We start from the raw sequence: 11809 nt of genomic DNA on the forward strand, positions 1-11809 counted from the left end.
AGGGTTTTTAGTGATATTATTTTAAATGAGTATGCTCCAGAGAAGGTTTTCACGAAAGTGTGCCACCTATACATACACTTTGGATTCTATTTTTTTCCTACCTTTAAGCATGGCATACTGGGTATCAATCGTCCTTTTTATTGTAGTCTTGTACGTAGTTATAAGTTTGTTACTGTATTATTTACAGGATTATTTCTTATTCAAACCTGAGAAACTACCTGCAGATTTTCAATTTTATTACGAGAATCAAGAAGTAGATGAATATAATATAGAAACCCGTGATGGCGCCATTCTCAACGGACTTCATTTTAAGGTAAAAAAACCGAGAGGCGTGGTTTTGTACCTTAAAGGGAATTCAAAAAGTATTAAAGGTTGGGGTAAATTTGCTGTAGATTTTACACGGAATGGTTATGACGTGGTGATGATGGACTATAGAGGATTTGGAAAAAGTACGGGTCGGCGGAATCAAAAAGCACTCAAACGTGATTTACAAGTCATTTATAATAAATTAAAAGAGCATGTAGACGAGAAGCACATTATTCTGTATGGCCGTAGTCTAGGTTCAGGATTAGCCACCAAAATTGCTTCTGTCAATAATCCTAAAATGTTAATTCTAGATGCACCGTATTATAGTTTGACCAAAGTAACGGCACGTTATGCGCCCTTTATGCCATTATCTTTATTGATAAAATACCCTTTGCCTACCTACAAATGGCTCAAATACGTACAATGTCCTATCCATATTATCCATGGTACAGATGACAAACTTATTCCGTATAAAACGAGTGTTAAACTTTCTAAGATCAAACCTAAATTGACAAAGTTGTACACTGTTATTGGCGGCGGGCATAAGAACTTAAACAACTTTGAAAGTTATCATAAAATGCTCACCGAAATTCTCACATCTACTCCAAAAGAGACCAATCTGGAAGGCTCTAGCTTTAAAGTGATTCATAACACAAAACGCAAAAACGCATAACGTATCTTCTTAGTGTTTTCAGTAGTTAGTTGCTGATTTATAATAAGTTGTAGTTAATCTGTATTCCTGAAAACAGAGATGCATTTCTTGCAATCCCTATTATTTATTTTCACCTTCGTACAAGAATTAAAAATAGTGAAGCTTACTTCATAAGCATTCAAGATATTTTTAAAGTGAATCCCCCAAACCTTAGCTACCGTCGCAGTCGCTAAGGTTTTTTTGTCCTGTTCATCTATATATAAGTCTTTGTAGGGTTATTTGGGAAGTTAGCAGTATGTATGAATGTAATACTGTTTTTATAGTTTTACCCATGGATTTTCTGTTCTGTAATCTTAGTTGGTTTTTTTAAAAACATTTATCTTCGTGCATCACTAATAATAACGCTCATGCGTACACTAAAAAGAGGTGCAATCCTCCTGTTTATTTTGGCAAATCTCTATGCAATTTTATGTGGTGGGCTCTATTTTTTTCAAGAGCGTATGCTTTTTCATCCCGAACAACTTCCTAAAGATTTTGTCTTTGAGTTTGATACTCCTTTTGAAGAAGTGTACAGAGAAGGAAAAGACGGTGTTCAACTCCACGGCCTCCATTTTACGGTATCCAATCCCAAAGGCGTACTTCTTTATTTTCATGGAAACGCAGGAAGCGTCAGGCGTTGGGGGGACATCACTCAATTTTTTACTCAAAAAGGATATGCCGTTATTGTGATGGATTATCGCAATTATGGAAAAAGTGATGTACATCCTGATCAAGAATTAAACCGGGAACAGGCGTTGTATGATGATAGTGAGGTATGGTACGCTTTCGCGAAAGCGAATTATCCCGAATCCCAAATCCACGTATATGGGCGAAGTTTAGGAACGACCTTTGCGTCTTATGTGGCGAGTAAAAACAACCCTAAAAACCTCACATTAGAAACGCCTTTTTACAGCATTGAAGACGAAGCGAAATCACGTTTTAAATGGTTGCCAGTAAGTCGGTTGTTGAAATATAGAATGCCTACCTATCAATATGTAGATGATGTCTCCTGTCCAGTAACCGTTTTTCATGGTACCGAAGATGATGTGGTAGCCTATGAAAATGGTCAGAAACTGTTTGGAAAAATCACCACTTCTTCAAAAGAATTTATCACCATTTCCAAGGGAGGACATAATAATTTGGTTACTTTTAAAGAATACACAGACACGATAGACCGAGCGCTGAACAAAGAATAATAAGCGTAACCATATGAAGGGATCGTTGTCTTACCTTTAGTATTTCCAAGAAAGCTATCATGAAAAAAATACTTCACACTGCTTTAAAATTGTACTTGAGTACGTGGGGGGTGTTGTTGTTGCTCTATTTTATTGCGATTTGGCGGGCAGCTATTCCTTTTGTTGAGGCTGTCAAACAACTAGGTGTTTTTGTGCCGACGTTCCGGTTTCTTATCGCATTTCATGTTTTTTTTATTTTGGTGTATCTCCTGTTTTTGGTGGTACGGTATACGGTAAGAGGTTTCAAGAAAAAAGGATGGTCACTCGCATTGAGACGGGTTAGTTTTACATTGGTGATTCCGTTTTTTGTCATCTATGCAAGTATTAAAGGGATGGTATCTTTTAATAGCGCAGAGTTTTTTAACTATACTTGGGATTATAGTGTAGAGAATACTTCAGAAAAAGCCACTAATCTGTATGAGAAAGATGGAAAACATCGAGGTATGAGCGTATTTTGGTCCTATGATAGGGAAAATACTCAGAAAGCCACAAAAACCCTTATTAAAGATAATATAGAATGGTCTGCGGTCATTCCTTTTATCGACCAAGCCAACGAAACGAGTCCTAGGATTAGTGGTCAGGTCACTCCAGGTGTATGGTCCCGTCGGGATTCTGTGGTGATGCGGCACATTGGATATTTGCAAGAACGTGGGATTCGAGTGCACTTAAAACCGCATATTTGGTTAAGCGATGGCTGGCGATCTAACATTACGCTCTCGGAAGAAGCATGGCCAGGATGGTTTGAAAGTTATCAGGAACGTATGCTGCACTATGCCCGTATTGCCGAAAAAATGAAGGTGCCGTTGTTTTGTATAGGCACAGAATTACGTACGGCAATCCAACACCAACCCGAAGCTTGGCTACCCTTTATTGCAGCGATTAAGAAGATCTATTCAGGAAAACTGACGTATGCTGCCAATTGGGATGATCCCATAGATCAGATTCCGTTCTGGTCTGCATTAGACTATATCGGCATTCAGGCATATTACCCACTGACGACTCATAAAAACCCTGATCTAGAAACCATTAAAGCAGGATGGGACACGCATATAGAAGCCTTGAAAATGGCGTCTAATTACTATCAGAAACCTATTTTATTCACAGAAATAGGATACCGTAGTGATGAAACCGCAACCATTGCTCCTTGGGAATGGGGAGCGATGACGGGCGCACTCACCCAAAAAAAATCGAACCAAACGCAACAACATGCCTTTGAAGCCATGTTTCAAAAGTTGTGGAATGAACCTTGGTTTGCAGGTTGTTATATCTGGCAATGGCATACCCGTACCACTGCAGAAGGTGTAGCGAATAGCGTCGACTTCACGCCGCGTTTTAAACCCGCAGAAAATACAATCACCCGATGGTACGGGACTTTAGGAGCAGAAACAATAAAGCCATAAAATGGTGGTAATTTAGTTCTTCCCTTGTATCTTTGCACGCTGAAAACGAATCGGTGTGATATCGCTTTCGCGAACTTGCCTGCCGTGAGGCAGGAGCGTAACTATAACCATTTGAAGTAACTACTATGAAAGCAGGAATCGTAGGATTGCCTAATGTCGGTAAATCGACTTTATTTAATTGTTTATCTAATGCAAAAGCACAAAGCGCTAACTTTCCGTTTTGTACGATTGAACCTAATATTGGGGTGGTGAATGTACCAGATCCACGTCTTGAAAAACTACAAGAATTAGTAAATCCAGAGCGTGTCGTTCCTGCAACCGTAGATATTGTAGATATTGCTGGTCTTGTTAAAGGAGCAAGTAAAGGAGAAGGATTAGGTAATCAGTTTCTAGGAAATATCCGTGAGACCGATGCGATTCTTCACGTATTGCGTTGTTTTGATAATGAAAACATTGTACACGTAGATGGTAGTGTAGACCCTATACGCGATAAGGAAACCATAGATATCGAACTTCAATTAAAAGATCTTGAAACCGTCGATAAGAAATTAGAAAAAGTAAAACGTGCGGCGCGAACAGGAAATAAAGAAGCACAAGCAGAAGAAGCTGTGTTATTAAAACTCAAACAAGGTTTAGAAGCAGGTATTTCTGTACGTGCTATCGAAATAGATGATAAAGCACGCTTAGAATATGTGAAGCCTTTACAGTTTATTACAGATAAACCTGTGATGTATGTGTGTAATGTAGATGAAAATAGTGCTGTTCACGGAAATGCGTATGTAGATGTGGTGAGAGAACATGTGAAAGACGAGAATGCAGAGGTACTCGTGCTAGCGGTAGGAAACGAAGCAGATATCACAGAATTAGATGATTATGAGGAGCGAAAAATGTTCTTGGCAGATATAGGATTGGATGAGCCTGGAAGCGCAAAATTAATTCGCAGTGCGTATAAGCTGTTAAATCAGCAAACGTATTTTACAGCAGGGGTTAAAGAAGTAAGAGCTTGGACCATTACCATTGGATCTACTGCACCACAAGCAGCAGGTGTGATTCATACCGATTTTGAAAAAGGATTTATCCGTGCAGAGGTGATCAAATATGATGATTTTGTAAGCTACGGAAGTGAAGCCAAAGTAAAAGAAGCTGGAAAGCTAAGTGTCGAAGGAAAAGGATACATTGTTCAAGATGGAGATGTAATGCATTTCCTTTTTAACGTGTAAAGGCTTTCTCTAAATAGATTAAAAAAAAACCAGAACAAAAGTTCTGGTTTTTTTTGATTTAGTAGGCGATAAATAAACCTTGAACCTGTTCGTAAATTGTTACTAATAAATAAATTAAAGCAAAGACTAAAAAGATCCCTTTTTTTGTGGCATCTTTTATTGAAAGTGCGAGTAATAAAGGAATGCATCCCCAAATAATAGAAAAAAGGATGTTTACATTTATAAAGAGGTCGCTGTTTAGAAATTCGGAATCCATTTGAAATAACACAAAAAAGAAAAGGCGCGAAAAAATAATCCATACCAAGGCAATTATCACTAGTGTATCTGTATTGGCTGAGTTTTTTTGAATCAGCGATCCGTTTTCAAATCTATCCATCGTGTTTTTTATTAATTGTTCACTACGATAATACGACTTATAATTTAGAAATAGTAAATGTGGGGTATGTGATCTCCGTTTTTAAGAATCTACAGGAGTAGCTTTTAAAAGCATAAAAGAAGTAGATGATGCCCTTTGGTTCACAAAACAGACTAAAATAACCTTTAAAACATACAGGGGCTAGCTAGAAAATTCTGTATCTTTACGCCCCGTAAACGAACAATAGAATTCCATTAATGGCAGCTACAAAATACATCTTCGTAACGGGCGGAGTATCATCTTCATTGGGTAAAGGTATCATCGCCGCATCCCTTGCAAAACTCCTACAGGCACGAGGTCACAGAGTCACCATCCAAAAACTAGATCCTTATATCAATATTGATCCAGGCACGCTTAATCCGTATGAACATGGCGAATGTTATGTGACTGATGATGGCGCAGAAACTGATCTTGATTTAGGTCATTATGAGCGTTTCTTAAATGTTCCAACCTCACAATCCAATAATGTAACGACGGGTCGTATCTACCAGAGTGTGATTGATAAAGAGCGTAGAGGTGAGTTTTTAGGAAAAACAGTACAGGTGATTCCACATATCACCAATGAAATTAAAGAACGTATCCAAATCTTAGGCAATAGTGGTGATTATGATATTGTAATCACAGAAATAGGAGGGACCGTAGGAGATATAGAGTCGTTACCCTATATAGAATCGATTCGTCAATTAAAATGGGAGCTAGGAAAACAAAACTCATTAGTGATCCACTTGACGCTTATCCCATATCTTGCAGCTGCGGGAGAGCTTAAAACCAAGCCGACACAACATAGTGTAAAAACACTGATGGAAAGTGGAATCCAAGCAGATATTCTTGTGTGTAGAACTGAGCATACGCTTAATGATGATTTAAGAGCCAAACTTGCTCGTTTTTGTAATGTAGAGCAAGAGGCGGTTATCGAATCGATTGATGCGAGTACCATTTATGATGTTCCTAACTTAATGCTAGAAGAAGGTCTTGATACCATTACACTTGCCAAATTAGGTTTAGACGATACTACAACCCCCGATTTAAAACGCTGGAACGAATTTTTAACCAAGCATAAAAATCCAAAATCTGAAGTAACGATTGGGCTGATTGGAAAATATGTAGAGCTTCAGGATTCTTATAAATCAATTTTAGAAGCTTTTATTCATGCAGGTGCAGAAAATGAAGTAAAAGTCAATGTAGAGAGTATCCACAGTGAGTTTATTACCGATAAGGTGATCCAGAATAAAATTTCAAAATTAGATGGTGTTTTAGTGGCTCCAGGATTTGGAGAGCGCGGCATTGAAGGAAAAATTAAAGCTGTACAATATGCACGTGAGCATAAGATTCCGTTTTTAGGCATCTGTTTAGGGATGCAAATGGCCGTGATAGAGTATGGTAGGAATGTGTGCGCTTTCGCGAAAGCGAACTCCACCGAAATGGATCCTGATACGCCTCATCCAGTGATTGATCTCATGGAGGCACAAAAAAATATAACCGATATGGGCGGAACCATGCGTTTGGGTGCATGGGAATGTGCGCTAGCAGAAGGGAGTATTGTGAGAGACGTATATGGTACTGCTGTCATTAAAGAGCGTCACCGTCATCGGTATGAATTTAATGATGCTTATAGAAGTGACTTAGAAGCAGCAGGGATGAAAATAACAGGAACCAATCCAGATACTGGACTTGTGGAGATTATTGAATTACCAGACCATCCTTGGTTTGTAGGCGTACAATACCATCCAGAATACAAGAGTACCGTGGCAAGTCCGCATCCATTATTTGTGGCTTTTGTGAAAGCAGCACTTACACATTCAGAAAAAAAATAGTGTCACATTGGCACAAATGAAACCTTTGGAGATAGAATTGCTATCTCTTACAAGAAATATTACTTTCGCGACAGCGATCTATACCATAGCAGTGAATGAAAAAATTTGATAGTACTTCAGTGATAGGGATGCTCTTAATGGGAGCCATCATTCTATATATTATGTATACGAGGCCTACTCCAGAAGAAATACAGGCCAAAGAAGAAGCAAAGCAGGAACAAGTACAAGAAGTACCAACTCCGGCTTCATCTACCGTAGCAACCCAAGAATTTACAAATACCGTGTCTCCTTCAGACTCTTTAGGACGCTCTGCATTACAAAACAGATTGGGTGCTTTTGCGTATTCGGGTACTTTACCTACAGCTAGAGAGGATGTAACTGTTATAAAAAACGATGTTCTTGAATTGGAAGTGAGTAATAAAGGAGGGCATATTGTAAAAGCAACGCTTTTAAATTATAAAACCTTTGACTCTATTCCCGTGTATCTTATTAAAGATGGGAACAGTCAGTTTAATATTTCGTTTAGTACGACAGATAATCGTAATCTAAATACTAAAGACTTATTTTTTGAGCCAGCTCTTTCGAAAAATGGAGATAATGAGGTGTTAACGATGCGTTTAAAAGTATCGCCTACAGAATATCTAGAATACCGTTATGAACTGAAGCAAGGAGATTATATGCTTGATTTTGGTTTACAGACGCAAGGGCTTGCTCGTGTGATTAATACTGGAGCACCTATGCGTTTGCAGTGGGATTTTCAAGGAATACGTCATGCCAAGAGTATAGAATATGAAAACAGATATACACGACTTACCTACGAATATGATGATGGGAAGACGGACAAACTAGGACAGGTAGGGGACGATGATGAGATTCGAAAGGATCTTACTTGGATGAACTATCGCCAGCATTTCTTTAGCTCTATGCTATTAACCGATACACCATTTGCAGAGGCAAAGTTATACTCTAATGATCTCTTAAAAAAAGCCACAGATGCTGATCTAGAGACAGCGTTTACAAAAGAATACAAAGCAGATTTATTATTGGCTCCTAAAAATGGAGAATTGGATTATGCGATGAATATGTATTATGGTCCAACGGATTATAAGATATTAAAAGAATATGATCGTAATCTAGGTGAGGCGATGCCATTAGGTTGGGGTATTTTTGGATTCTTGAATAAGTATTTAGTGATTCCATTTTTCGGATTTTTAACAGGATTTTTACCTGCAGGAATTGCGATTATCATTATGACTATTGCTATTAAATTACTTTTGTCTCCAGTACAATACAAACAATATGTATCTCAAGCAAAAATGAAGGTGTTGAAACCTGAAATTGCTGCTATTTCTGAGAAGTACAAGGATAATGCAATGAAAAAGCAAAAGGAGACGATGGCATTGTATAGTAAAGCGGGCGCCAGTCCAGCGGCAGGATGTTTGCCAGCATTACTGCAAATTCCAGTTTTCTATGCGCTGTTTACGTTCTTCCCATCTGCTTTTGAATTGAGAGGAAAAAGCTTCCTTTGGGCTAATGATTTGTCTAGCTACGATGAGATTGCAAAACTTCCATTTAAAATTCCATTTTATGGAGATCACGTGAGTTTATTTCCGATACTAGCCGCAGTAACTATTTTCTTCTCTATGCGATTGACCACAGGAAATCAAGCGATGCAACAACCTACGCAAGAGGGGATGCCAGATATGGGTAAAATGATGAAGTATATGATGTACTTCTCTCCGCTCTTAATGTTATTTTTCTTTAACAACTACGCAAGTGGATTGAGTTTGTATTACTTCATTTCTAACTTAATTACTATCGGAATTATCTTAGTGATTAAAAAATACATCATTGATGAAGATAAGATCAAAGCAAAAATAGAAGTAAAGAAAGCAGCACCTAAAAAGCAAGGTCGTTTTCAAAAGAAAATGGCTGAAATTATGGAGCAAGCTGAAAAACAAAAAAATGCCAAAGGGAAATAAATTTCTTTTGACCTTATGATAAAAAAAGTGACCATCCTCGATGGTCACTTTTTTTATTAGTGATATCTCGTCCTGAAATAGCGATACACTAAAAAGTTAGTGTAATGAAAACATCAGTAAAGATGGGTAATATCAAGCGTATCCAAAAAGATTACTCTCTTTCTTTTAAACTCCAGTTAGTTGAGCTAATCCCGCTGTGTTTATTAGAGAAAAATAGGGGTTCTATTTCTTTTATAGTTTATTTTTGAGGGAATGATTTTTATCTTTTAAATCAAAAAGGATCAAGACACTATGGATACTTCTGTTATTCTTACATATGGCTCTTTATGGGTCGCTGTCATGTCTATATGGCTTCCCAATAAAGTGTTTAATAAGATCCCGTTATGGGTGCTTTTTCTAGTGGTTTCGTTTGTCTTTGCATTCGTATATGATAGAGCCTCCATCGTTTCTTTTGTGTATACAGGAATCTTTGGTTGTATCGTCTACCGTTACTACCAAAAAAAGCAGCTATTTTTATTCTTTTTAGTACTCTTGTTGTCCATTCCTTTGCTATTTCATTTTTCAGTCATGGGATTTGATAATTATAGATACTTAGACACTATTACATTAAGTGAGAATTCCACGCCGTATAGTTTGTATTTTAATTTAGATAAAACAGCCGTTGGCATTTTTATTATTGGATTTAGTTTCCAATCGTTGAAAGTAGACGTGTTAGCTATGCTAAAGCAAGTAGTGATTACCTTCTTGATTATGGCGTTACTTTTCTTTGTGTTAGCCACAGTGTTAGGATATTCTAAATTTGAACCCAAACTTCCTCATTTTACACCTGTGTGGATCGTTGTAAATTTATTTTTTACCTGCCTAGCCGAGGAAGCTATCTTTAGAAGACTTATTCAGCAAAGAATATTTGATTCTTTATCAAAAAGCCATGCTAAATACGCTTTTGGTCTTAGTTTGATAGTTGCCTCACTCGCTTTTGGGCTGGCACATTTTAATGGAGGTGTGATGTATATAGGATTAGCCTCGGTTGCAGGTTTATTTTATGGGTATGTCTATTATAGAACCAAAAGAATAGAAAGTGCGATGTTTTTACATGTATTATTTAATCTAACACATCTTTTATTGTTTACCTATCCTTCTCTCGCTTCATGAGAGAAGATAAAAAATCTGTATATGGTTAAGACATAAAAAAAGCTCCGATATCATTTTGATATCGGAGCTTTACCTTTCTAACGTTTACGTTGGGGGAACGTTAGGAAAGGAAACTAACCTAATTATGGATTATAAATCTCTTATTACTCGGCTGATAGCGTGTATCACTCCGTTTGCTGCTTGTACGTTTGTTACAATAATACCATTAGAACCTCCATCGGGATCTATGATAGCAGGTGTACTGGCATCTATTACGATTTCTCCTCCTCCTAGTGTAGGCACTGAAGCACCATCTAATCCTCCAAGGTCTTCAGCTCTTACATTTGATCCTGCGACTACATGTAATTCTAATGTAGCGGCTAGGGTTGCTGTTGGAATGTCATCTAGTGATGTAGCTCCTAGATCAGTCAATAAATCCCCGAATGCATCATTAGTTGGTGCAAATACAGTGAAAGGAGCTGGGTCTGTCCCGTTAGGAGTTTGTAAAGCGGCTACATATCCAAATGAAGCATCGGCAGTAAGTGCAGCTACTAAGGTATCAAATGTTGGATCGGCAGTAGCAAACGTAGTAATGTCTGGTAATCCAATTACAGTATCTACAACGTGTACAACTCCGTTTGCAGCAACAATATCTGCTTGCACAACATCAGAAACTCCGTTAAGAGTGACACCGCTGTCTGTGTTTATATACATACTTATAGGTGCATCCATTTCGCCATTAAATACGGCAGCAGTACTTACATATGAATTACTTAAAGCTGTAGAAACACCAACCGTTCCTGGTATTACATGGTTTGATAATACTTGAGCAAGTACATCATTATCAACATCGTCTAATGAAGCTCCGTCTAAAAATGTAGTGAATGCATCGTTTGTAGGTGCAAAGACTGTAAGGTCTTGTGTCGTGTCAGACAATAAAGTTACGAAAGCAGTATTACCTTCGTCTGTAAGGGCAGCAACTAGAGAGCTCAGTGCAGGATTTGTCGTTGCAAAAGTAACGATAGTTGGAAGCTCAATAACTGCGTCTACAATATGTATAATTCCATTGTCTGCAGGAACATCAGCAGTAGTTACAGTAGATTGCCCATTAATAACAACCCCATTGGAAGTATCAATATACATATCTATGTTAGCGTTTGAAGATGGTTCGGTTGCTAGATTTTTTTGGTATCCTGTGCTTAGATCTGTAGAAGCTAATTCTACGTTAAGAACATGATTCAATAAAATCTGTGTTAATACATCATTATCAACATCTGCTAAAGGAGTTCCGTTTAGGAAATCATTAAAAGCTGCATTTGTTGGAGCAAAAACGGTAAAGTTTCCATTTCCAGCAAGGGTTGCATCAAGTCCTGTTTGTTGTAAGGCGGCTAGCAAAGAACTGAAGTCGGGATTTCCAACTACAATATCAGCAATGGTATTATTTGTGTTGGGATCGATGATATTTCCATTATCATCATCATCATTACAAGAAACGATTCCTGTAAAAACAATAGCCAATATGGCTATTTTCGCATAATTAAAAAATGTTTTCATAGTTTTTTGTGTTTGTATGTTTAAGACAAATATAAAATAGTTAAACAATAAATTTGTTTAA

Annotated in this window: 9 protein-coding genes; 7 read left to right on the forward strand and 2 right to left on the reverse strand. The window is 37.6% G+C overall.

The window, feature by feature from the left end:
* Nucleotides 1-109 precede the first annotated feature (109 nt).
* From ACFO3O_RS10980 to ychF, 4 genes are all read left to right on the forward strand, one after another.
* Nucleotides 110-979: an alpha/beta hydrolase gene (locus ACFO3O_RS10980; RefSeq protein WP_379978684.1), complete on the forward strand. Its 870-nt coding sequence runs from the start codon at nt 110-112 to the stop codon at nt 977-979.
* 386 nt (nt 980-1365) lie between these two features.
* Nucleotides 1366-2193, forward strand: a complete 828-nt coding sequence (locus ACFO3O_RS10985) for an alpha/beta hydrolase (protein WP_379978686.1) — start codon at nt 1366-1368, stop codon at nt 2191-2193.
* Nucleotides 2194-2252: 59 nt separating this feature from the next.
* Complete coding sequence (locus ACFO3O_RS10990) at nt 2253-3632, forward strand: glycoside hydrolase family 113 (RefSeq protein ID WP_379978688.1); 1380 nt, start codon at nt 2253-2255, stop codon at nt 3630-3632.
* Nucleotides 3633-3757: 125 nt separating this feature from the next.
* Nucleotides 3758-4852 carry a redox-regulated ATPase YchF gene (ychF, locus tag ACFO3O_RS10995; protein ID WP_379978690.1) on the forward strand — a complete coding sequence of 365 codons (1095 nt, stop codon included), beginning with the start codon at nt 3758-3760 and terminating at the stop codon, nt 4850-4852.
* 58 nt (nt 4853-4910) lie between these two features.
* On the opposite strand, the gene ACFO3O_RS11000 is transcribed toward ychF, so the two are convergent.
* Nucleotides 4911-5228 carry a hypothetical protein gene (locus ACFO3O_RS11000; RefSeq protein ID WP_379978692.1) on the reverse strand — a complete coding sequence of 106 codons (318 nt, stop codon included), beginning with the start codon at nt 5226-5228 and terminating at the stop codon, nt 4911-4913.
* 236 nt (nt 5229-5464) lie between these two features.
* Here ACFO3O_RS11000 and ACFO3O_RS11005 point away from each other — a divergent pair, with 236 nt between their 5' ends.
* The 3 genes from ACFO3O_RS11005 to ACFO3O_RS11015 all read left to right on the forward strand — a co-directional run bounded on the left by ACFO3O_RS11005 (nt 5465) and on the right by ACFO3O_RS11015 (nt 10215).
* Nucleotides 5465-7081, forward strand: coding sequence for a CTP synthase (locus ACFO3O_RS11005; RefSeq protein WP_379978694.1), 1617 nt, complete (start codon nt 5465-5467; stop codon nt 7079-7081).
* A 95-nt stretch (nt 7082-7176) separates the two neighbouring features.
* Nucleotides 7177-9063 (forward strand): membrane protein insertase YidC, encoded by a 1887-nt coding sequence (gene yidC, locus ACFO3O_RS11010; protein WP_379978696.1) that lies wholly within the window; start codon nt 7177-7179, stop codon nt 9061-9063.
* Between the two features lie 291 nt (nt 9064-9354).
* On the forward strand, nt 9355-10215 hold the full coding sequence (locus tag ACFO3O_RS11015; protein ID WP_379978698.1) for a CPBP family intramembrane glutamic endopeptidase: 861 nt from the start codon (nt 9355-9357) through the stop codon (nt 10213-10215).
* A gap of 129 nt (nt 10216-10344) precedes the next feature.
* Here ACFO3O_RS11015 and ACFO3O_RS11020 read toward each other — a convergent pair whose 3' ends face one another.
* Entirely contained in the window at nt 10345-11748 is a 1404-nt protein-coding gene (locus tag ACFO3O_RS11020; protein WP_379978700.1) for a fasciclin domain-containing protein, read from the reverse strand.
* Nucleotides 11749-11809 lie beyond the last annotated feature (61 nt).

It is taken from the genome of Dokdonia ponticola, assembly GCF_042653865.1.
Classification (GTDB): Bacteria; Bacteroidota; Bacteroidia; order Flavobacteriales; family Flavobacteriaceae; genus Dokdonia; species Dokdonia ponticola.